The organism is Flavobacterium sp. LM4 (assembly GCF_002017935.1).
GTDB lineage: Bacteria > Bacteroidota > Bacteroidia > Flavobacteriales > Flavobacteriaceae > Flavobacterium > Flavobacterium chungangense.
In genome coordinates this window covers 2732482-2753930 of record NZ_MUFW01000001.1, presented here as the reverse complement: position 1 = coordinate 2753930, position 21449 = coordinate 2732482, and the positions used below count along the sequence as shown (strand labels likewise).

Below are 21449 nucleotides of genomic sequence, written 5' to 3'. Positions count from 1 at the left end.
AATAACTAATAATTATTTCACTTTCAGTTTCTGACCTATCGAAAGTGCATTGTCCGTCAGGTTGTTTTTCTGTTTTAATTCGTCAACCAGTATGTTGAATTTTTTGGATATCGAATACAAAGTATCTCCTTTTTGGACTTCGTATAAATTCGGATCGTTTGAATTTGAAACTGAAGACGAAGAAGAACTCCTTGCCGGTTCTGACTTATTAATTGCCGTATAATTTTTTCCTGTAACCTGACAATCGTACTGATGCAGATTATAACGCTCAATATAACTGATTAATTTATCCGGATAATTAGGATCCGTCGCATAGCCGCAAGCCCTTAATCCTTTTGACCAGGCTTTGTAATCGTCTTTTTCATACGTAAACAAAACGGCATATCTGTTTTTACCCACCAAAAATAAAGCGTGATCCCGATACGATTCTGCCGCTTGTCTGTATTTCCTAAAACATTCCTGAGACGAATCATCGTCATGACGAACACTTTCCCCAAGCCAGTCATTGTGGCATTTTATTCCGAAATGATTATTTGCTGACAACGCCAGATCTCCTCTTCCCGCTCCTGATTCCAGAATTCCCTGTGCCAGAATAATACTTGCCGGAATACCGTATTTTTGCATGTTTCCCATGGCAATATCTTTGTATTGCAAAACATAATCGGTGATTAAACTGCTGGTAACAACTGTTTTTGAAGTCGATTGAATAACTTCAGTTGTGTTATTTGTAGAAGGATATTTAGCAATTGGTTTAGAATAAGTCCCTTTTTTAGTCGAAGCTGTTCTGGGTCTTTGAACCGCTGCCTGTTTTTTAGTTGTTGCGATAGTGGGTTTGCTGGAAGAACAGCTTGCCAATACTGCGACTACGAAGAGTGTAATTATTTTTTTAAACATCAATTTTGAGTATTGGTAATTTTTTCTGCTTCAATTTGATATTCATTCCCGCAATTCCCTGCAATCCACCGGTGTGAATGAGTAAAATTTTTGAATGTGCAGAAAAATAGTTTTTATGTATTAAATCAATAACGCCAAAAACCATCTTTCCCGTATAAATTGGATCTAAAGGCACTTTATTTTCTTCAAAAAAAGAATTGATAAATTCGATTAATTCCAAATTTACCTTGCCATAACCTCCAAAATGATAGTCAGAAATTAAATTCCAGTTATCTTTTTGGGCAAAAATACGAATTTCATCGTTTAAAAAGTTACCTTTTAACGCCGGAAACCCTAAAATTTGCTGATTTGGCAACGCATTATTTATTAATCCTGAAATGGTTCCCCCAGTTCCAACTGCACAGCAAACATAATTAAAAACTGAATCTTCATCAGTCAAAATTTCTTCGCAGCCTTTCACCGCCAGTACGTTTGTACCGCCTTCGGGAACTAAATAAAAATCTCCGAATTTCTCTTTTAAATTTTTAATGTATGATTCTTCGCTTTTTAAACGGTAATTTTCTCTGGAAACAAATTCAAATTGCATTCCGTTTTCCTGTGCGAATTTAAGGGTTGGATTTTCTTCTGTTTTATCGAAAAGTTCATCCCCGCGAATAATTCCAATTGTCTTAAACCCCTGCTCTTTTCCTGCATAAGCCACCGCTGCAATATGGTTCGAAAATGCGCCGCCAAAAGTCAGTAAAGTATCTTTGTTTTCGGCTTTCGCCTGAAGCAAATTGTATTTCAGTTTCCTGAATTTATTTCCCGATACAAAAGGATGAATCAGATCTTCACGCTTTATCGTCAAAGAAATGTCGTTTGAAAACTGAATATTTATGGGCTGATTAAAAACTGGATTCATTTTAATTTTATGTATTTCAGAAACTGAAAAAATGACCGTTTCTTCAGATAAGTTAAATTGGTTTCATTTTCGTATGCCTCTCTTTCAAAACTAATATTTCTATAGGCCAAATCTCTGTTTTTGTATTGGATAGAACGAATAAAAAACTCTAAAATGTACCAAATAAAAAACGGAAGAATCAACATTTCTATTTGCTGTCTTAAATGTATTTTTTCGTGATTTAAAAAAATAACATTTACCTGATCTTTATAATATTTTACTAAAATGAATGGAAAAACAGCCATTCCGCGATAGCCTTTCGGAATTAAATATTTAGCAACAATCAGAAACATTGGCTGTAAAATTTATAAATTTGTAGTTATAAAATTGTTCGATTTCAATAAAATCACAATCGATTAATTGTTTTTCCGATTTAATGAAACGCCAATTGACACAAAATAGTTTATGAAAGAGCAAAGTAATGAAAATAAATTAATCGAAGGCGAAGATTTTTACTATACACCCGAAGGTTATAAGTGCTTTACTGAAAAACACCATTTAAAACGTGGTTACTGCTGCAAAAGCGGCTGTCGCCATTGTCCGTATGGTTTTGATAAACGAACGGGAGAAATAAGGAAATAGATTTTTAGACTTCTTAGATATTTTTATTGTCTAAAAACCAGCAATCCTTGAGTCAAATAAAAAGAGATTGTTCCATTTTTCGAAATCTAATAATCTAAGAAGTCTAAAAATCTAAAATGGATATTCGTTCAAGAAAATTTAGGATCACAATACACAAATCCTATCACAGGTCGGATATCCGTTATCCTTAGTCATTTTAATTTAGATAATGTGTCAATTTGAGAATTAGATAATTCTTTACGGCAATTTAAAATTGCACTAACCTAATTAAAAGCAGCTGTTTGATTCTTAACTTCAGAAAATCTAAAAATCTAAAAATCTAAAAGAAAAAATGACTTTCAAAGAACAAATACAACAAGGGATTCCTTCAATATTGCCGCCAAAGCAAACATACGACCCAGCGATTAATCATGCTCCGAAACGAAAAGAAATTCTTTCGGCAGAAGAAAAAAAACTGGCACTGAAAAATGCATTACGTTATTTTGAACCAAAACATCACACGGAATTAATTCCTGAATTTTCAGAAGAATTAGAAAAATACGGCCGAATCTATATGTATCGTTTTCGTCCGGATTATAAAATGTACGCAAGACCAATTGACCAATATCCCGGTAAATCATTGCAGGCAAAGGCGATTATGCACATGATTCAGAACAATCTGGATTATGCTGTGGCACAGCACCCTCACGAATTGATAACGTATGGCGGAAACGGCGCCGTTTTTCAAAACTGGGCACAATATTTATTGACGATGCAATATCTGTCTGAAATGACAGACGAGCAGACTTTAACGATGTATTCTGGACATCCGATGGGATTATTTCCTTCTCATAAAGAAGCACCAAGAGTTGTGGTGACGAACGGAATGGTAATTCCAAATTACTCAAAACCGGACGATTGGGAAAAAATGAACGCACTGGGCGTTTCGCAATACGGGCAAATGACTGCGGGAAGTTATATGTATATTGGCCCGCAGGGAATTGTACACGGAACCACAATTACAGTTTTGAATGGTTTCAGAAAAATAAAACAAAATCCTGAAGGCAGTTTATTTGTAACTTCGGGTCTAGGCGGTATGTCGGGCGCACAGCCAAAAGCGGGAAATATTGCAGGTTGTATTACGGTCTGCGCCGAAGTAAATCCGAAAATTACTAAAATTCGCCACGAACAGGGTTGGATTAATGAAGTTGTAACCTCAACAGATGAACTGGTTGCCAGAGTCGCTTTGGCGAAAGCCAAAAAAGAAACCGCTTCAATAGCCTATTTAGGAAATGTAGTGGATGTATGGGAACGTTTCGATCAGGAAAACATCAAAATTGATTTGGGATCCGACCAGACTTCGCTTCATAATCCGTGGGCCGGAGGTTATTATCCTGTTGGAATTTCGTTTGAAGACGCTAACAAAATGATGGCTGAAAATCCGGAACTATTCAAAGAGAAAGTTCAGGAAACGTTACGCCGCCACGCAGCTGCCATTAACAAACATACGGCAAAAGGAACGTATTTCTTTGATTACGGAAATGCCTTTTTATTAGAAGCTTCTCGGGCTGGAGCTGATGTTATGGCAGAAAACAATATCGATTTTAAATATCCGAGTTACGTTCAGGACATTATGGGACCAATGTGCTTTGATTACGGATTTGGCCCTTTCCGCTGGGTTTGTACTTCCGGAAAACCGGAAGATTTATTGAAAACAGATGCGATTGCCTGTGAAGTTTTAGAAAAAATGGCAGAAACTGCTCCAGATGAAATTCAGCAGCAAATGCAGGATAATATTAAATGGATCAAAGGGGCTCAGGAAAACAAACTGGTTGTGGGTTCTCAAGCCCGTATTTTATATGCAGATGCCGAAGGAAGAATCAAGATTGCAGAAGCCTTTAACCAAGCGATTGCAAAAGGTGAAATCGGCGCGGTTGTTTTAGGACGTGATCATCATGATGTTTCCGGAACCGATTCGCCTTACAGAGAGACTTCTAACATTTACGATGGATCCCGTTTTACTGCCGATATGGCGATTCAGAATGTAATTGGTGACAGCTTTAGAGGAGCAACCTGGGTATCCATTCATAACGGTGGTGGTGTTGGCTGGGGAGAGGTTATAAACGGTGGATTTGGTATGGTTCTTGATGGTTCTACAGAGGCTTCAAAACGATTAGCATCAATGCTTTTTTGGGATGTAAACAACGGAATTTCAAGACGAAGCTGGGCCCGAAATGAAGGTGCTGTTTTTGCTATAAAAAGAGCAATGGAGGTTCAGCCGCTATTGAAAGTAACATTACCCAGTCTGGTTGATGAAAGCTTACTATAAAACAAAACATTTAATTCTAAAAAATTATGAAAACATTCAAATTAGTTCCGATTTTGCTGTTATTAATCCTTACTTCATGCAGCAGTGTTACTGTTTATTCTGATTACGACAAAAATGTCGATTTTACGCCTTATAAAACCTATGCTTTCTTCAAACCCGGAATTGATAAAGTAGAGATTTCTGATTTGGATAAAAGACGCATTTTACACGCAATTGATGCCGAAATGCAGGCAAAAGGATTTACTAAAAGTGAAAATCCTGATTTATTAGTAAACATTTTCACTAAATCAAGAGAGCAGGTAAATGTTAACCAATTTAATGCCGGATGGGGCTACGGTTGGGGATGGGGATGGAATCCGTGGATGATGTACGGAGGAAACCAAACAAGTGTTTCGACTTCTACTGAAGGTACTTTATACATCGATTTGATTGATGCTAAAAAGAAAGAAATGATCTGGCAGGGAGAAGGCCAGGGAACGCTAACCCGAAACATTGACAAAAAAGATGAAAAAATTGCTGATTTTGTAAAGAAAATTTTGGCTCAGTATCCGCCTCAGGTAAAAAAATAATTGATACATTTGTTTTTTGAAACAACAGAAAATGACAAACTATACTAACATTAGTATCGCTATTATTAACATTATTGCAATTCAGCATTAATGGCGAGGTGTTAAACAAGTATGTAAAATATATTTTATAAGAACCTCCCAAATGGGAGGTTTTTTATTTTAACAATACTAATCATGAATTTATTTAACGAAGTACTAAATGCAAAAAAACAACTCGAAAATGTTGTTGCTGCAACGCCTTTGACACAGAACCTAAATCTTTCAGACGAATTTAAATCGACTATTTTATTAAAAAGAGAAGATTTACAAATTGTCCGTTCTTATAAAATCAGAGGAGCTTACAACAAGATTTCTTCGTTAACCGATGCTGAAAAACAAATTGGTGTGGTATGTGCCAGTGCCGGGAATCATGCTCAGGGCGTTGCCTATTCCTGTAATTTACTGCGCATAAAAGGCAAAATTTATATGCCTAAAACCACTCCGAAACAAAAAGTAAAACAAGTACAATTGTTTGGAAAATCGTTCGTAGAAATTGTTTTGACAGGAGATACTTTTGATGATGCTTATGCCTCGGCAACTGCAGACGCCATCAAAAATCATAAAATATTTATTCATCCGTTTGATGATGAAAAAGTAATTGCCGGCCAGGGAACTGTAGGTTTAGAGATTCTGGAAAGTTACAAAGAACCCATCGATTATGTTTTTGTTCCGATTGGCGGCGGCGGACTGGCTTCCGGTTTATCCGAGGTTTTTAAACATTTAAGTCCGAATACCAAAATAATCGGTGTTGAACCAAAAGGCGCTCCTTCGATGAAAACTTCTATTGAAGAAAATAAAAACACGGTACTAAAAACGATTGATAAATTTGTAGATGGTGCAGCTGTAAAACAAGTTGGCGACAAAACTTTTGAAATCTGCCGTTATAATCTGGAAGACATTATTCTGGTTCCCGAAGGAAAAGTCTGTACCACCATTTTACGTTTGTACAATGAAGAGGCCATGGTGGTTGAACCTGCAGGTGCTTTGACAATAGCTGCTTTAGATTTTTACAAAGACAAGATTAAAGGCAAAAAAGTAGTTTGCGTAGTCAGCGGAAGCAACAATGATATTGAAAGAACAGCCGAAATAAAAGAGCGTTCTTTGCTTTATGAAGGACTGATGCATTATTTTATGATTCAGTTTCCACAGCGTCCGGGTGCTTTGAAAGAATTCGTGAACAACATTTTGGGACCAGATGATGATATAACTTATTTTCAGTTTGTTAAAAAAACGAGCCGTGAAATGGGTTCTGTTGTGGTTGGATTAGAATTGAAAAACAAAAAAGACATTCTGAATATTAAATTGAATATGACTAAAAACGGTTTTGAATTTCAATATCTGAATGATAATCCCGATTTATATACGCAGTTAATTGGATAAAAATGTATTGCAATGATAAATATCAGCAAATAAAAAAGCTGTTATATCGTATTTTTGCAAATTATGACTTAATTAAAAAACATGGCATCTCGGGACATTTCAAACATAGAAGATATTAAACTTTTAGTGAATACATTTTATGAAAAAGTACAAAACGACGATTTAATCGGATCTATTTTTAATGAAAAAATGACAGGAAGATGGCCGGAACATCTGGAAAAAATGTATCGTTTCTGGCAGACTTTACTTTTAGAAGAACATACCTATTCCGGGAGTCCTTTTCCGCCACACAAACAATTGCCTGTAAACCAATCTCATTTTGATCGCTGGATGGAAATTTTCACTGAAACTGTTGACAATTTGTTTGTTGGCAAATTAGCAGATGTAGCTAAAGTCCGCGCAGCAAATATGGCGTATATGTTCAATTATAAAATTGAATATTTCAGAAATCAGGCAAATCAATAAAATTGCAATAATTTAAAAAATAACTATTTACTTAAAATATGAAAAAACTACTTTTTCTTTGTAGCGTGCTTTGTATGTTCTTTACTATCACCACAAGCGCCCAATCTGCCAAAAGCATGCTTTACAAAGGCACCATTCACGGAAAAACAGCAGTAACATTTTATATCAAAGAAGAAGAAAATCCTTGTATAGGCGGTTTGATGTACACCTCTATGTATCGATATGATAAATCCGAAAAATGGATTCAATTAGACATTACTCAGAATAAAAAAAACAAAAATCAATTTGTATTAGTCGAACATGAATTTTCGGGTGTTATGATTTTAAAGAAAGAAGGAACAAATTTTAATGGCATATGGATCAGTCCTGACAGTAAAAAACAATTAAATGTAAATCTGAAAGAAGTCCGTATGACCAAAAAAGAAACCGAAAGTTACGAGGATAAAATGGAGAAAGTAAATTATGAAAATAACGATTGTTAAAATCAATCGTTATTTTCATAGCTGTAAAATTTATTTCAATTTCCTCTCAGATTCGTTAATCGGAATATCATTGATACTCGCAAATCTTTTTTGCATCAGTCCGTTGGCATCAAATTCCCAATTTTCATTGCCGTACGCCCTGAACCAATCTCCTTCAGCCGTTTGATATTCATATTCAAAACGTACAGCAATACGGTTTTCAGTATGTGCCCAATATTCTTTCTTTAATTTATACTGCAGCTCTTTTTTCCATTTCTGAGTTAGAAAAGAGACAATTTCTTCCCTGCCATTTATAAACTGATCACGATTTCGCCATTCGCTGTCAACAGTATACGCTTTTGAAACTCTTTCCGGATCCTGACTGTTCCAGGCGTCTTCTGCCATTTGTATTTTTTGGATTGCCGTTTCTAAAGTAAAAGGCGGCAAAGGTAATTTCTGTTCCATATTTTAGTTAATAATTTTTCCGTTTCTAAATTTATTTGTTCCGTCCTCACAAACACCATTTTCAGAGGTTCTTTTAAATGTTTTTGGATTTGCCTTTTCAGCAATACTATTTTTATAAAACACGTTTTTGTTATCTTTAGCATAATCCGGAGAGATTATTTCAAAATCTGAAATAGAAGCACCAGTTATTTTTTTTCATTATAATATACATTTTTGCTGTCTTTTGCATAACCGTAATCTAATGGCTCAAAAGATTCTATATCAATTTCAGGGCATGCTATTCCTTTGTAAATTAAGGTGTCGTTAACCACTATTGTAAAATAATCAATTTCTTTGGTATTTTTAATGGTTTCGAAAGTATGAAGCGTAAACTCCTCTTTCGTAAAAGCAGAAACAACAGCATTTCCTATTTGAACGTATGTATCGTTAATAACCTTGATTTCACCTGCAATTCTTTTATGTTTTCGGATTACTTCATCAACTTCAAAAGCATAAATGCCATCGCCTCTTTGATGAATAATCGAATAAATAAAATGATCATCCACAGCAATTGCATCGTTCAAAGGCTTAAAAGTTGCCGGATCTCCTTCTGTTTTTTTACTTCTGTAGAAGACTGCATTAGCATCCTTGAACCAGCTAATCCGTTTATATTCCGAAAGTGAAGGATCAAGCAACTGATAACTTTTAGGATCTGCTACTTCTATAATTCCTAAAAAATTATATTCTTTTCCGTTCGTAGTATATACATGGTTTTTATCCTTAATAATTCCGGAGGCATCAACCTGAAACGTTGCATAATCAACAGCTTGCTTTCTTCCTTTCCAAAAAACATCCTTTTTATCTTTTCCAAAATCCCTGTTTATGGGCTGAAAAGATTCAACATCAGACTCAGACTCAAAATATCCCAATTCAAACCAATTGCCCATTGGCGAATGTACAATCAAATTTTTTCTGTAATGATAAAAATACGAATCGGAAACTTTCCTGTTTACCGGATCTCCTATCCGGAATAAAAAATATCGTATTCCTAAAAAGGCCAACACCCCTATTGCTAAAATGATCAAAAAAACGTTCATCCTTGTAAATACCTAAATATACTTTTGTAAAACTAAGTATTTTATTGTTATTTTTTCATGTCTAATTTATCTTCAGCAGGTAATCTGTATTCAACAATTTACTCCAAAAACTCCAAACAACTAAAAACTGATAATTCTCTAACAAAACACTCTTATTATTCAAATTAAATATTAAAAAAATCGTTTTCAATAGCTCAAATTTGTAATTTTACATTTCAACTACAGTTTTTCCCAAATGAATCCGAACATTGAAACAAATCCATTATTAGAAAGATTGCCTAAACATTTAAAGCAATTCATCAAACCTCAGGATTATAGCGATTATACGCCCATTAATCAGGCCGTTTGGCGGTATGTGATGCGCAAAAATGTAGATTACTTGTCGAAAGTAGCCCATAATTCCTATCTGGAGGGTTTAAAAAAAACCGGAATCGAGATTGACTCTATTCCGAGTATGTATGGTATGAACCGAATCCTGACCGAAATTGGCTGGGCAGCCGTTGCAGTTGACGGATTTATTCCGCCCAATGCCTTTATGGAATTTCAGGCGTATAATGTTTTGGTTATTGCTTCGGATATCAGACAATTAGAACATATTGAATATACACCTGCACCGGACATTATTCACGAAGGTGCCGGCCACGCTCCTATTATTGCAAATCCTGAATATGCTGAGTATTTAAGACGCTTTGGAGAAATTGGATGCAAAGCGATTTCATCTCATAAAGATTATCAGATGTATGAAGCAATCCGACTGCTTTCGATATTGAAAGAAGCCGAAGATACGCCTCAGGAAAAAATTGAGGAAGCCGAAAAAGCTGTTGCCGATCTGCAAAACAACATGGGCGAATTATCTGAAATGGCTCAAATTCGAAATTTACACTGGTGGACGGTTGAATACGGTTTAATCGGAACTATTGAAAACCCTAAAATTTACGGCGCCGGACTACTTTCCTCAATTGGCGAAAGTGCTCACTGTATGACTGATAATGTGAAGAAAATACCTTATGATATCTCGGCTGCCAATCAAAATTTTGATATTACGCAACTACAGCCTCAATTATATGTAACCCCAACTTTTTCGCATCTGAGTCTGATTTTAGAAGAGTTTGCCAATAAAATGGCTTTGCGTACCGGAGGTTTGTCCGGAATTCAAAAACTGATTCAGTCGAATGCTTTGGGAACAATTGAACTGAGCACAGGTTTACAAATTTCAGGTGTTTTTACTAATGCTATTGAAGAAGAAGGAAAACCGGTTTACATTCAGACAACAGGAAAAACAGCTTTATCATACCGTGAAAAAGAATTGGTGGGTCACGGAAGTTTAACGCACTCACATGGATTTGGAAGCCCGATTGGGAAACTGAAAGGTTTTAATCTGGCTATTGAAGATATGAGCCCGAAGGATTTGCAGGCATACAGCATCGTAGAAAACGAAACTGTTAAACTGGAATTTGAAGGTAATATCATCGTTGAAGGCGAAATCATTACCGGATCCCGAAATTTGCATGGTGAAATTATTTTAATCAGTTTTAAAAATTGTACCGTAACACATGGGGAAACGATTCTGTTTCAGCCGGAATGGGGTAATTACGATATGGCGATTGGTAAAAAAGTAGTTTCAGCTTTTTCAGGCCCTGCTGACGTGAATAGTTTTGACCTGATTAATATTGTTCCTACTTCTAAAACCATCAAAGCAAAACATACAGAAGAACGAGATGAATTGGAAGTTTTATATTCAACAGTAAGAAATATTCGTAATAATGGAGATTCTAAATCTGAACTCCAATCGGTTTTTGAAAAATTAAAAAACAATCACCCTAACGACTGGCTGCTTGCAGTTGAAATCACCGAACTTTTGAAAGATTTTGACGAAAAAAAGCTTTTACAGGAAGTCTTGGGTTATTTGGAGCAATTAAAAGAAAAACGCCCTGAAGTTGCACATTTAATTTTGGGTGGACTGGACTTGATTTTTGAAAAAGTTTCATAAACTAATCTCTCAAAGGCAAAGAGTAGCAAAGTTTTTAATCTACTTTTGTCATTTCGAGGAACGAGAAATCTCCGTAAGTAACTCCATAACGAAAATCCAATCTTTGTAGAGCTTCTTGTGAAGATTTCTCGTTCCTCGAAATGACAAGATTGCCGAAAACCTCTCAACCTTTGAATATTACAACTTCAAATCCTGATTTAATTCTGTTTCCGATTCAATAGTTTTTCCATTATATTGTAATTTCCAACCCATAGAATTGGTCATAATCAAAATCTTAGACAATTCACTTATTAATCGGTTTTGAGCGTTTGTTTTAAGTGTAGATTTATCAATTTTCTTAGCCAAATTAGCTTTTACCGATTTATTTATTTTATTGTAATCATCGCCCGTAAAAGGATTCAGTTTACTTTGCTCCACATCATAAAACTGAATATCCGGATTGATTGTAATTTCTTCTTTCGGAATATTGAGAATTGTTATGGTTTTGTTTTTCTCGTCAATATCATATTTCATTTTATGCAAATCGTAGGCAACTGTAACATTTGCGTTTACTACAATAAGCGCTTTCTTCTCAAAAGAAATCATGTTCATTAAATATTTCTGTTGGTTTTTATACGTGATGACTTCAGAAAAATGCCCCTCAGTAACAACAAGTTTTCCAACATTCAAAATTTGCTGCTGAATCAGATTTGTGTTATACTCAATTCCGGCATCATCATTTTTTTTGAATTCACAATATTTGAAAGCCAAAATAATGGCAACTACAATACCGACACCAACTAATATTCTCTTAAGCATAATCTGGATTTACATTTTTATAATGATAGCTAATTTAATACTTTTTTATGTAGGATTCCTTACGATTCCAAAAACGATTTTGATGTAATAATTTAGTCAACATTGGAATTATGTAAGATAATCAGTTTTTTACATAAGCACTAAAACATACTTGTCATGTATTTTTGTAAAAAATGAATTTAACCTGCAAAATTTAAATGTTATGATTGAAAAAATTAAGGAGTTACCAGAAAACATGATTGGTTTTAAAACAGCTGGTCACGTAGTTAAAGGCGATGTTGATTTTGTTAAATCAGAAGTACGTCTTTTAATTGATGAAACACCAAAACTTAATTATTTATTATTTTTTGATAATTCTCCAACTGATTTTACATTAGGTGCATGGCTTCACGAATCCTTGTTAAGCATTAAAAACATAACAAAATGGACGAGAGCCGCTATCGTAACAGACTGTCAGAGAATGATAAATTTTACTAAAGTTTTCAATACAATTATGCCGGGAGAATTCAAAGGATTCAAAAAAGAAGATTATATGCTGGCCGTAGACTGGACATCAGAAAAAATTGACTTGGATTAAACTATTAAAGACAATATCATGCATAAAGATTTAGATAATAAAGAAGCAGTAGAAAAAATAATTTCATTAGTAAAAGAAATTAAAACAGGAATTTTTGTAACTGAATTAACAAAAACACCTCTTCAATCACGACCTATGAGTATTCAGAATATTGATGATGAAGGAAATTTGTGGTTTATTAGTTCTGCGAACAGCAATAAGAATTTTGAAATTTTAAAAGACAATCAGGTTCAATTGTTTTTTGCCAGCAATTCAAGCTCTCAATACATTTCTATTTACGGTGCAGCATCGATATATAAAGATAAATCGATAATTGACGAGTTATGGACGCCTGTTGCCAAAGCCTGGTTTGAGGAAGGCAAAAATGACCCAAATGTTACAGTTATAAAAGTGACCCCTTCGGATGCTTATTACTGGGACACAAAGGACGGAAAAGTTATTTCATTACTTAAAATGGCAGGTTCAGCATTATTTGGAAATACTACAGATATAGGTGTTGAAGGAAAATTAAAACTATAAAAAGAGAGGCTCGAAAAGCCTCTCTTTTTATAGTTTTAATTTTCCTTCAATTCATCGATTATTTCTTTGGTCAATCGCAGGCTTTTTAATTTTGCCTCATGTTCGAAAATTGGACTGGTAATCATTAGTTCATCAATCTTAGCGTAATCAATAAATTTTTTCAAATCTGCTTCAATTTGTTTTTTACTTCCAACAAAAGAACCTCCGGTCATCTGATTGACATGAAAACGCTCTTCTTCACTCATAATATCTTCCAGAGAATCAACTGGCGGCTGAAGTCCTTTACGGTCATTTCGAATTAAATTCAAAAACATTTGATACAAACTTGTTGAAAGTTTTTCAGCTTCTTCGGCTGTATCGGCTGCAATGATATTTACGCATGCCATTGTTTGGGGCTTGTCCAGAAATTTCGATGGCTGAAAATTGTCACGATAAAATTCAAAAGCCTGCAGCATTTGGCGCGGAGCAAAATGCCCTGCAAAAGCATAAGGAAAACCATACGAAGCTGCCAAAGAAGCACTTTCCATACTCGATCCTAAAATCCAGATTGGTACTTTTGTTCCTTCGGCAGGGAAAGCACGTACTTTCGCAGTAGCATTTTCTTCTGAAAAATATTCCTGTAGTTTTGATACGTTTTGCGGAAATCGCTGTGCCTGCTCAAAGAAATCCTTTCGAATGGCTTCAGCAGTTGGCTGATCTGTTCCGGGCGCTCTTCCTAAACCTAAATCAATTCGGCCCGGATACAATGTTTCTAAAGTTCCAAATTGTTCAGCTACAATTAAAGGCGAGTGATTAGGCAGCATAATTCCGCCAGATCCTACACGGATATTTTGCGTCTGACTGGCAACATATCCAATCAACACTACAGTTGCAGTACTGGCGACATGCGCCATATTGTGATGTTCGGCAAGCCAAAACCTTTTGTATCCCAAAGTATCTGTTAATTGGGCAATTTCTTTTGTTTTATGTAATGTTTCAGCTGCATTGCTGTCATTGTTGATAATAGCGAGTTCTAATATGGAGAGTGAAATTGGATTTTTCATGTAAATAAATATCTTTTTTACAAAATTAATTCATTTAAAATGAAAGCTAAATTATGCGGTGTTAATTGAATTATAATATTTAAAATGTACTCTAACTTTTTAAATTAAAACTTAAAACCCGAATGATTTAAAACCTAAATTTGTACATCAAATACCAAATTTGGTTTTAGCATCTCTGCAAATGACACACAAAATTTTAATTATAGACGACGAAGAAAAACTGAGAAGTCTGCTTGTTCGCATTATAAAATCGGAAGGATTTGAAGTTTTTGAAACGAAAGATTTAAAGTCCGGTTTTAAGAAACTGGAACAAACCGATATTGATGTTGTTTTGTGTGATGTAAAACTTCCCGACGGAAACGGCGTTGACTTTGTTCAAAACATAAAAAGCAGTTTTCCTTTAACGGAAGTTATTCTTTTAACCGCTTTCGGAAATATTCCAGACGGTGTTCAGGCGATGAAAAATGGCGCTTTCGATTATATTGTAAAAGGAGACGATAATGACAAAATTATTCCCCTTCTTTATAAAGCGGTAGAAAAAGTGCATTTACAGAAAAAAGTACAACAACTTGAAAAACGAATCAACGATAAATATTCTTTCAACACGATAATCGGAAAATCAAAAGGAATTGAACAAGTTATTGATTTAGCTCAAAAAGTAGCCAAAACCGATTCAACTGTTTTATTGACCGGAGAAACAGGAACAGGAAAAGAGGTTTTTGCACAGGCGATTCACGAAAACAGCAATCGTACAGGAAAATCTTTTGTGGCTTTAAACTGTAGCACTTTCAGCAAAGAAATTCTGGAAAGCGAACTTTTTGGTCATAAACAAGGCGCATTTACCGGAGCTGTGAAAGATAAAAAAGGTTTTATCGAAGAAGCAAATGGCGGAACGTTGTTTCTGGATGAAATTGGAGAAATGCCAATTGATCTTCAGGCCAAATTATTGCGGGTTTTAGAAACGAGTGAATATATTCCGGTTGGAGATACGACTTCAAAAAAATCAAATTTTAGATTAATTGCAGCGACAAATCGTGATTTAAAAGAAGAAAGCGAGGCGCATCGTTTTCGTTCTGACTTGTATTTTCGTTTGAATATTTTCGAAATCAAACTGCCTTCTCTTAAAGAAAGAGTTAAAGATATTCCGTTGTTGGTTAATTATTTTGTGAAACAATTCTCAGAAAAAACGAATAAAAAGACTTTACAAACTTCTGTTGATTTTATAGAAAAACTAGAAAATTATTCCTGGCCGGGAAATATTCGTGAACTCAAAAATATAATCGAGAGATCTGTTATTTTAAGTAACGGCGACACTTTGACTTCTGATGTTCTTCCTTACGAAATGCAGCATCAAACAGAAAAAGCCAGCAAATCTATGTCCGCTTTTTCTATGCAGAGTATTGAGAAACTGCATATTCAAAAGGTTTTAAATTATACTAAAGGAAATAAAGCTGAAACGGCTAGATTATTGGAAATTGGAATTGCTACTTTGTATAGAAAGTTGGAAGAATATGGGATTGAAAATTCCAAAATTTAAATTCAAAATTCCAATATCAAAGTGGATTACATTTTATAATTCATAATTCATAATTCATAATTCATAATTCATAATTAAATAATCCTATCATTTCAATAAAAGCTTATCATTTTGATAGGCTTTTATTATGCCTGATTTTTGACACAAAACTACATTTCTTTTATTGACAGCACTTTAGCTACAACTTGACTTTTTCGGAACATATTTTGGCATAAGGAGAAAGAACATTAAAATTTCATCCAAATGAAAAATCAAGTTACCTCAATCTACAAACAAGCCGAACGGTTTGCCGAAATCACTAAAAAATCAATCATATCTGGTAATATCGTTCGGGCTAAAAAGTGTTTAGCACTCGCTGAACGATTATTTATTACTGGAAGCATGGAAACTAAAAATGCTATTTCTAATGTGTATGTTTTTTCGGTTTCCTCTTTTATGGAAGTGCGTTACTGCAATATTTCACATCTTTTTCCGCAATCGCTTAAAACTGAATACATCAAGCAGGTTAATGCTTCAGGAGTCTAATTAGTGAAATGTTATTTGTGAGATGTACTGATCACTTTTCACAAATAACATTTTACTTCTCACATTTCACAAATCTAAAAATAATATTATGATCCCTTTTCTTTTACTCGCATTGGCAGTTTTACTGTTTGCCATTTGTTTCCTCTCTGTTGAATTCTTCGAAAAAATCTAAATCATGACAACACTCTTTATTGTTTCAATCGTCGTTTTCGTGTATTTGATTTATGTATTAATCAAACCTGAAAAATTTTAAATCATGTAAAAAGTAAAATGTTTTATGTGAAATGTAAAAGTTAGATCAATTCATTTTACAATTCACATTTCTCATTTTACAATTCACATTTTACAAAACTCACATATTATGAACACAGAATTATTAGGCGTCATAGGTGTTTTTATCCTGACAACTGTTTTAGCGATTCCTTTAGGAAAGTATATTGCTAAAGTTTTTTTAGGAGACAAAACGCTTCTTGACCCGATTTTCAATCCAATTGAAAAATTTATTTTTAAAATCAGCGGTATCAATCCAGCTGAAGAAATGAACTGGAAACAGCATCTAAGAGCACTTTTAAGTATCAATATGCTTTGGTTTTTTCTTTGCTTTTTTGTTTTACTTTTTCAAGGTTCCTTACCATTAAATCCGGACAATAATCCATCAATGTCGCCCGATTTGGCATTTAATACGGCTATTTCATTTGTAGTGAATTGCAACTTACAGCATTATTCTGGTGAAACGGGTGTTTCGTACTTATCGCAAATGGTTTTGATGTTTTTACAATTCGTTTCAGCTGGAGTAGGAATCGCTGCTGCAGCAATGGTTTTTACCGCTATGCGCGAAAGAACCACAGACAAATTGGGGAATTTCTACAACTATTTTGTAAAAAGCTGCACTCGTATATTATTACCACTTTCTACAATCGTAGCTATTGCTTTAGTTTTTAGCGGAACTCCAATGACTTTTGAAGGTAAAGATGCGATCACAACTTTACAAGGCGATCACGTTGAAGTTTCACGCGGACCCGCTGCTGCTTTTATTGCGATTAAACATATTGGTACAAACGGCGGTGGATTTTTTGGAGCTAACTCGGCCCATCCTTTAGAAAACCCAACTTATTTTACGAATGCGATTGAACTTTGGGCGCAGATGATTGTTCCCTTTGCGATGATCTTTGCACTTGGTTTCTTCCTTAATAAAAGAAAATTCGCTTATATCATTTTTGCTGTAATGACAGTTGGATTTTTACTCTTGGTAATTCCGACAATGTCAAGCGAAATCAAGGGAAATCCTGCTATCGGAAAAATGGGAATCTCTCAATTAAACGGAGCAATGGAAGGAAAAGAAGTTCGCTTTGGGCCAGCTATTTCAGGTTTCTGGAGTATTGCTACAACGGTAATTTCTACAGGATCTGTCAACAGTATGCACGATAGTTCAATGCCAATGTCCGGAACTATGCAATTATTATCTATGATGGTAAATGCCTTTTACGGCGGATGTGGTGTTGGTATTTTGAACTACTATATTTTCATTATTCTGGCTGTATTTATCTCCGGATTAATGGTTGGTCGAACACCAGAATTTTTAGGAAAGAAAATCGAAGCGCGAGAAGTTAAAATTGCCGCTTTTATCGCCATTCTTCATCCATTACTAATATTATCCGGAACTGCTTTAGCTTCTTATTTTGCTGCACACGATACTGCAATGGGTTATTGGTTTAACGGAAATGCAACAGGCTGGTTAAATAATCCTGGTAACCACGGATTCTCAGAAATGTTATACGAATACACTTCAAGTGCTGCCAATAATGGTTCTGGTTTTGAAGGTTTGGGAGATAATAATCCGTTCTGGAATATCACTACGGGAATTGTATTGCTGCTAGGACGTTTTATTCCAATCATTGGTCCATTAGCAATTGCAGGTTTACTGGCAGGTAAAAAATACATTCCAGAGAGTGCAGGAACTTTAAAGACTGATACCTCGATTTTCGGAATCATGACTTTTGCCGTAATCGCAATTATCGCTGCTTTATCATTCTTCCCAGCGTTGGCACTTGGGCCTTTAGCGGAATTTTTTACTCTAAAATAAAAATGCTGGATAATTTAAACACATAGAAACATAGAATTTAAATCTATAAAAAAGAATAAAAAAAAAACTCGTTTTCACTCATAGCTATGTGAATGTATGCAAGTGAAACGCCTTTTGCGCAAAGTTAAAATATATGTTTCTATGTGTTTTTAAAAATCAGTTAAACAAAATAATATAAAAAATGACAACTAATAAATCCACATCATTGTTTGAAAGTAAACAGATAAAAGAAGCCTTAGCGCAGTCTTTTGTAAAGCTGAATCCAAAAATGATGATCAAAAATCCGGTAATGTTTACCGTAGAAATTGGAACAGCCATTATGTTTGCTGTCTGCATTTCGATCTTAATGGGCGCAAATGACCAAGGAAGTTTTACTTATAACTTAATTGTATTTTTAATTTTACTGGCAACGCTTTTATTTGCAAATTTCGCCGAAGCCATTGCTGAAGCAAGAGGAAAAGCACAAGCCGATAGTTTAAGAAAAACCCGCGAAGAAACTCCTGCAAGACAAATTCTAACTAATGGAGAAATAAAAAATATCAGTTCTTCTGCATTAAAAAAAGACGATATTTTCGTTTGCGAAGCCGGTGATTTAATTGCTGCCGATGGTGAGATTATCGAAGGTCTGGCTACTATCGACGAAAGTGCCATTACTGGAGAAAGTGCTCCTGTAATTCGGGAAGCTGGCGGAGATAAATCATCCGTAACCGGAGGGACAAAAGTATTATCTGATAAAATTAAAGTAAAAGTTACTTCTGAACCTGGCGAAAGTTTTTTGGATAAAATGATTGCTTTGGTTGAAGGTGCGAGCCGTCAGAAAACACCAAACGAAATTGCCTTAACCATTTTATTAGCCGCATTTACTTTAATTTTCGTGATTGTGTGCGTTACGCTAAAACCGTTTGCCGACTATGCCAACGCACCCATCACGATCGCGGCTTTCATTGCTTTGTTTGTTTGTTTGATTCCAACTACAATTGGAGGTTTGCTTTCTGCGATTGGTATTGCGGGAATGGACAGAGCTTTACGAGCTAACGTAATTACAAAATCGGGTAAAGCGGTTGAAACTGCCGGAGATATTGATGTTCTGCTTTTGGATAAAACAGGAACAATTACAATTGGAAACAGAAAAGCAACCAATTTTTATCCAACAAAAGGAATTTCTTTAGATGACTTTATTAAATCTGCCGTGTTGAGTTCACTTGCAGATGATACTCCGGAGGGAAAAAGTATTATCGAATTGAGCAAAACGATCGACTTAAATGGAAAAATACAATCTGATATTGCACAATTTACAGAAAACATCTCACACAGTATAAAATTTACGGCCGAAACCAGAACTTCTGGAGTAGTATTAAAAGACGGAACTAACATTCGAAAAGGCGCTCAGGATGCTGCTAAAAACATTGCAGAACAAGCTGGAAATATTTTCCCTAAAGATACTGCCCAACAAGTTATTACGATTTCATCTAACGGAGGAACTCCATTAGTAGTAATCAAAAACAATGAAGTTCAAGGCGTTATTGAACTTCAGGATATTATAAAAACCGGAATGAAAGAGCGTTTTGAGCGCTTACGCAGAATGGGAATCAAAACGGTTATGGTTACAGGAGATAATCCGCTTACGGCAAAATTTATTGCCGAAGCTGCAGGTGTTGATGATTTTATTGCCGAAGCTAAGCCTGAGGATAAAATGAATTATATCAGAAAAGAACAGGCTGAAGGAAGACTAGTTGCCATGATGGGTGACGGAACAAATGATGCTCCTGCCCTTGCCCAAGCAAATGTTGGAGTTGCCATGAACAGCGGAACTCAAGCAGCAAAAGAAGCCGGAAACATGGTCGATCTTGACAATGACCCAACAAAACTAATTGAGATTGTTGAAATTGGAAAACAGCTTTTAATGACTCGCGGAACGTTGACTACTTTCTCTATTGCGAATGATGTTGCTAAATATTTTGCCATTGTTCCTGCTCTTTTTATTACGGCGATTCCGGCATTACAAGGTTTGAATATTATGCATCTGCACAGTCCTGAAAGTGCGATTTTATCTGCTGTAATTTTCAATGCGATTATCATTCCAATTTTGATTCCGCTTGCGCTGAAAGGTGTTGATTATCGTCCAATTGGGGCTAGTGCCATCTTAAAAAGAAACCTTTTGATTTATGGTTTAGGCGGATTGATTGTTCCTTTCATCGGAATTAAAGTAATTGATTTACTTGTAGCACTATTTATGTAAGATGCTAAGGCGTTAAGTTGCTAAGATTCTAAGTTTTTTTTCTTAGAATCTTTAAAACTTATTTATCACAATTAAAAAAACTTAGAAACTTAGAGACTTAGTCTCTTAGAAACTTTAAAGAAATGAAAAATCTATTTTCTATAATAAAACTTACTGCGGTTACACTGATCTTATTCGCAGTTATTTATCCTTTAGCGATTTACGGAATCGCACAAATTGCTCCTAATCAAGGAAAAGGAGAAACTATTTCGGTTAACGGAAAGGTTGTTGGTTATCAAAAAATCGGTCAAAAATTCGATAAGTCGAATTATTTCTGGGGAAGACCTTCGGCTGTTGATTATAATGCGGCAGGAAGTGCCGGAAGTAACAAAGGGCCGAGCAATGCTGAATATTTGGCGTTGGTTCAAAAGAGAATTGATACATTTTTATTGCTTCATCCTTATTTGAAAAAATCTGAAATAACAGCTGATATAGTTACAGCTTCCGGAAGTGGTTTAGATCCGAATATTTCTCCGCAAGGGGCTTTTATTCAGGTAAAACGAATTGCTAAAGAAAGAAAACTGGATGAAGCTAAAGTAAAAGCTTTGGTGAAATCTAAAATTAATACAGCTGTTGTTGGTCCTGAGACCGTGAATGTTTTGGAATTGAATGTAGCGCTGGATGCGCTCCGCTAGAAAAGGCACTGAGGTTCTAAGGTTTTCTATGCGCATTCTTGTCATTTCGACGAAGGAGAAATCTTCGCAAGAAGCTCCGCAAAGAATGTCAAATCTGTGGCGATCTAGCAACGAAGATTTCTCCTTCGTCGAAATGACAAACTGTGGCGAAAATTGGAATCGAAAAACTGAATTCTACAATTGACACCTAACAGGTTTTTAAAACCTGTTAGGATATAAAACTTATTATAATACAAAACGCCTTTTTTACCCCAAATGCCCTAGCCCCGATAGAAACGAAAATCC

23 protein-coding genes are annotated in these 21449 nt (G+C 35.2%); 15 read left to right on the top strand and 8 right to left on the bottom strand.

What is annotated here, in order from left to right; genetic code table 11:
- Positions 1–12 precede the first annotated feature (12 nt).
- From BXU10_RS12265 to BXU10_RS12255, 3 genes are read right to left on the bottom strand one after another with little or no spacing between them, the layout of a single operon-like run.
- Entirely contained in the window at positions 13–894 is an 882-nt protein-coding gene (locus BXU10_RS12265; protein WP_078227555.1) for a glucosaminidase domain-containing protein, read from the bottom strand.
- Positions 887–1795, bottom strand: coding sequence for a 1-aminocyclopropane-1-carboxylate deaminase/D-cysteine desulfhydrase (locus tag BXU10_RS12260; RefSeq protein WP_078227554.1), 909 nt, complete (start codon positions 1793–1795; stop codon positions 887–889). The genes BXU10_RS12265 and BXU10_RS12260 overlap by 8 nt, the downstream gene beginning before the upstream one ends.
- Positions 1792–2127: a hypothetical protein gene (locus tag BXU10_RS12255; RefSeq protein WP_078227553.1), complete on the bottom strand. Its 336-nt coding sequence runs from the start codon at positions 2125–2127 to the stop codon at positions 1792–1794. The genes BXU10_RS12260 and BXU10_RS12255 overlap by 4 nt, the downstream gene beginning before the upstream one ends.
- 112 nt (positions 2128–2239) lie before the next feature.
- On the opposite strand from BXU10_RS12255, the gene BXU10_RS25010 reads away from it, so the two are divergent.
- The 6 genes from BXU10_RS25010 (at position 2240) to BXU10_RS12230 (ending at position 7659) form a co-directional block, all read left to right on the top strand.
- Complete coding sequence (locus BXU10_RS25010; protein ID WP_165830187.1) at positions 2240–2416, top strand: DUF5522 domain-containing protein; 177 nt, start codon at positions 2240–2242, stop codon at positions 2414–2416.
- 331 nt (positions 2417–2747) lie between these two features.
- Entirely contained in the window at positions 2748–4724 is a 1977-nt protein-coding gene (locus BXU10_RS12250) for a urocanate hydratase (RefSeq protein WP_078227552.1), read from the top strand.
- Positions 4725–4750: 26 nt separating this feature from the next.
- Positions 4751–5293, top strand: a complete 543-nt coding sequence (locus BXU10_RS12245) for a DUF4136 domain-containing protein (RefSeq protein WP_031456799.1) — start codon at positions 4751–4753, stop codon at positions 5291–5293.
- Positions 5294–5467: 174 nt separating this feature from the next.
- Entirely contained in the window at positions 5468–6712 is a 1245-nt protein-coding gene (ilvA, locus tag BXU10_RS12240) for a threonine ammonia-lyase IlvA (protein ID WP_078227551.1), read from the top strand.
- 81 nt (positions 6713–6793) lie between these two features.
- Positions 6794–7177, top strand: coding sequence for a group III truncated hemoglobin (locus BXU10_RS12235; protein ID WP_078227550.1), 384 nt, complete (start codon positions 6794–6796; stop codon positions 7175–7177).
- A 38-nt stretch (positions 7178–7215) separates the two neighbouring features.
- A complete protein-coding gene (locus BXU10_RS12230) occupies positions 7216–7659 on the top strand; it encodes a hypothetical protein (protein ID WP_078227549.1) in 444 nt (147 codons plus the stop codon).
- A gap of 30 nt (positions 7660–7689) precedes the next feature.
- On the opposite strand, the gene BXU10_RS12225 is transcribed toward BXU10_RS12230, so the two are convergent.
- From BXU10_RS12225 to BXU10_RS12215, 3 genes are read right to left on the bottom strand one after another with little or no spacing between them, the layout of a single operon-like run.
- Positions 7690–8103, bottom strand: a complete 414-nt coding sequence (locus BXU10_RS12225; protein WP_031456795.1) for a nuclear transport factor 2 family protein — start codon at positions 8101–8103, stop codon at positions 7690–7692.
- Positions 8104–8106: 3 nt separating this feature from the next.
- On the bottom strand, positions 8107–8259 hold the full coding sequence (locus BXU10_RS25745) for a DKNYY domain-containing protein (RefSeq protein WP_369803404.1): 153 nt from the start codon (positions 8257–8259) through the stop codon (positions 8107–8109).
- Between the two features lie 29 nt (positions 8260–8288).
- Positions 8289–9179, bottom strand: coding sequence for a DKNYY domain-containing protein (locus BXU10_RS12215; protein WP_078227547.1), 891 nt, complete (start codon positions 9177–9179; stop codon positions 8289–8291).
- Positions 9180–9414: 235 nt separating this feature from the next.
- On the opposite strand from BXU10_RS12215, the gene BXU10_RS12210 reads away from it, so the two are divergent.
- Positions 9415–11169 carry an aromatic amino acid hydroxylase gene (locus BXU10_RS12210; RefSeq protein ID WP_078227546.1) on the top strand — a complete coding sequence of 585 codons (1755 nt, stop codon included), beginning with the start codon at positions 9415–9417 and terminating at the stop codon, positions 11167–11169.
- 177 nt (positions 11170–11346) lie between these two features.
- On the opposite strand, the gene BXU10_RS12205 is transcribed toward BXU10_RS12210, so the two are convergent.
- Positions 11347–11967, bottom strand: a complete 621-nt coding sequence (locus BXU10_RS12205) for a DUF4230 domain-containing protein (RefSeq protein ID WP_078227545.1) — start codon at positions 11965–11967, stop codon at positions 11347–11349.
- 202 nt (positions 11968–12169) lie between these two features.
- Between BXU10_RS12205 and BXU10_RS12200 the strand changes: the two genes are divergently transcribed.
- Together BXU10_RS12200 and BXU10_RS12195 are read left to right on the top strand one after the other, a co-directional pair.
- Positions 12170–12544, top strand: a complete 375-nt coding sequence (locus BXU10_RS12200) for an STAS/SEC14 domain-containing protein (RefSeq protein ID WP_078227985.1) — start codon at positions 12170–12172, stop codon at positions 12542–12544.
- 18 nt (positions 12545–12562) lie between these two features.
- A complete protein-coding gene (locus tag BXU10_RS12195; RefSeq protein WP_078227544.1) occupies positions 12563–13063 on the top strand; it encodes a pyridoxamine 5'-phosphate oxidase family protein in 501 nt (166 codons plus the stop codon).
- A 35-nt stretch (positions 13064–13098) separates the two neighbouring features.
- Here the strand turns inward: BXU10_RS12195 and BXU10_RS12190 are convergent, their stop codons facing one another.
- A complete protein-coding gene (locus BXU10_RS12190; protein WP_078227543.1) occupies positions 13099–14106 on the bottom strand; it encodes an LLM class flavin-dependent oxidoreductase in 1008 nt (335 codons plus the stop codon).
- A 181-nt stretch (positions 14107–14287) separates the two neighbouring features.
- Here BXU10_RS12190 and BXU10_RS12185 point away from each other — a divergent pair, with 181 nt between their 5' ends.
- From BXU10_RS12185 to BXU10_RS12160, 6 genes are all read left to right on the top strand, one after another.
- Entirely contained in the window at positions 14288–15643 is a 1356-nt protein-coding gene (locus tag BXU10_RS12185; RefSeq protein ID WP_078227984.1) for a sigma-54 dependent transcriptional regulator, read from the top strand.
- 243 nt (positions 15644–15886) lie between these two features.
- Complete coding sequence (locus BXU10_RS12180; RefSeq protein ID WP_078227542.1) at positions 15887–16168, top strand: hypothetical protein; 282 nt, start codon at positions 15887–15889, stop codon at positions 16166–16168.
- Positions 16169–16343: 175 nt separating this feature from the next.
- Complete coding sequence (gene kdpF, locus BXU10_RS25740; protein ID WP_078227983.1) at positions 16344–16421, top strand: K(+)-transporting ATPase subunit F; 78 nt, start codon at positions 16344–16346, stop codon at positions 16419–16421.
- A 108-nt stretch (positions 16422–16529) separates the two neighbouring features.
- On the top strand, positions 16530–18251 hold the full coding sequence (gene kdpA / locus BXU10_RS12170; protein ID WP_078227541.1) for a potassium-transporting ATPase subunit KdpA: 1722 nt from the start codon (positions 16530–16532) through the stop codon (positions 18249–18251).
- Positions 18252–18432: 181 nt separating this feature from the next.
- Entirely contained in the window at positions 18433–20490 is a 2058-nt protein-coding gene (gene kdpB, locus BXU10_RS12165) for a potassium-transporting ATPase subunit KdpB (RefSeq protein ID WP_078227540.1), read from the top strand.
- Between the two features lie 122 nt (positions 20491–20612).
- Positions 20613–21164: a K(+)-transporting ATPase subunit C gene (locus tag BXU10_RS12160; protein WP_078227539.1), complete on the top strand. Its 552-nt coding sequence runs from the start codon at positions 20613–20615 to the stop codon at positions 21162–21164.
- Positions 21165–21449: the final 285 nt, after the last annotated feature.

Excerpts from the sequence above, each read along its gene's own strand:
- BXU10_RS12215 (WP_078227547.1), bottom strand. The coding sequence starts at position 9,179 with ATGAACGTTTTTTTGATCATTTTAGCAATAGGGGTGTTGGCCTTTTTA.
- BXU10_RS12200 (WP_078227985.1), top strand. The coding sequence starts at position 12,170 with ATGATTGAAAAAATTAAGGAGTTACCAGAAAACATGATTGGTTTTAAA.
- kdpB (WP_078227540.1), top strand. The coding sequence starts at position 18,433 with ATGACAACTAATAAATCCACATCATTGTTTGAAAGTAAACAGATAAAA.
- BXU10_RS12265 (WP_078227555.1), bottom strand. The coding sequence starts at position 894 with ATGTTTAAAAAAATAATTACACTCTTCGTAGTCGCAGTATTGGCAAGC.
- BXU10_RS12210 (WP_078227546.1), top strand. The coding sequence starts at position 9,415 with ATGAATCCGAACATTGAAACAAATCCATTATTAGAAAGATTGCCTAAA.
- BXU10_RS12205 (WP_078227545.1), bottom strand. The coding sequence starts at position 11,967 with ATGCTTAAGAGAATATTAGTTGGTGTCGGTATTGTAGTTGCCATTATT.
- BXU10_RS12235 (WP_078227550.1), top strand. The coding sequence starts at position 6,794 with ATGGCATCTCGGGACATTTCAAACATAGAAGATATTAAACTTTTAGTG.
- BXU10_RS12195 (WP_078227544.1), top strand. The coding sequence starts at position 12,563 with ATGCATAAAGATTTAGATAATAAAGAAGCAGTAGAAAAAATAATTTCA.
- BXU10_RS12180 (WP_078227542.1), top strand. The coding sequence starts at position 15,887 with ATGAAAAATCAAGTTACCTCAATCTACAAACAAGCCGAACGGTTTGCC.
- BXU10_RS12260 (WP_078227554.1), bottom strand. The coding sequence starts at position 1,795 with ATGAATCCAGTTTTTAATCAGCCCATAAATATTCAGTTTTCAAACGAC.
- BXU10_RS12255 (WP_078227553.1), bottom strand. The coding sequence starts at position 2,127 with ATGTTTCTGATTGTTGCTAAATATTTAATTCCGAAAGGCTATCGCGGA.
- kdpF (WP_078227983.1), top strand. The coding sequence starts at position 16,344 with ATGACAACACTCTTTATTGTTTCAATCGTCGTTTTCGTGTATTTGATT.
- ilvA (WP_078227551.1), top strand. The coding sequence starts at position 5,468 with ATGAATTTATTTAACGAAGTACTAAATGCAAAAAAACAACTCGAAAAT.
- BXU10_RS12225 (WP_031456795.1), bottom strand. The coding sequence starts at position 8,103 with ATGGAACAGAAATTACCTTTGCCGCCTTTTACTTTAGAAACGGCAATC.
- BXU10_RS12245 (WP_031456799.1), top strand. The coding sequence starts at position 4,751 with ATGAAAACATTCAAATTAGTTCCGATTTTGCTGTTATTAATCCTTACT.
- BXU10_RS12250 (WP_078227552.1), top strand. The coding sequence starts at position 2,748 with ATGACTTTCAAAGAACAAATACAACAAGGGATTCCTTCAATATTGCCG.
- BXU10_RS25010 (WP_165830187.1), top strand. The coding sequence starts at position 2,240 with ATGAAAGAGCAAAGTAATGAAAATAAATTAATCGAAGGCGAAGATTTT.
- BXU10_RS12185 (WP_078227984.1), top strand. The coding sequence starts at position 14,288 with ATGACACACAAAATTTTAATTATAGACGACGAAGAAAAACTGAGAAGT.
- BXU10_RS12190 (WP_078227543.1), bottom strand. The coding sequence starts at position 14,106 with ATGAAAAATCCAATTTCACTCTCCATATTAGAACTCGCTATTATCAAC.
- BXU10_RS12230 (WP_078227549.1), top strand. The coding sequence starts at position 7,216 with ATGAAAAAACTACTTTTTCTTTGTAGCGTGCTTTGTATGTTCTTTACT.
- kdpA (WP_078227541.1), top strand. The coding sequence starts at position 16,530 with ATGAACACAGAATTATTAGGCGTCATAGGTGTTTTTATCCTGACAACT.
- BXU10_RS12160 (WP_078227539.1), top strand. The coding sequence starts at position 20,613 with ATGAAAAATCTATTTTCTATAATAAAACTTACTGCGGTTACACTGATC.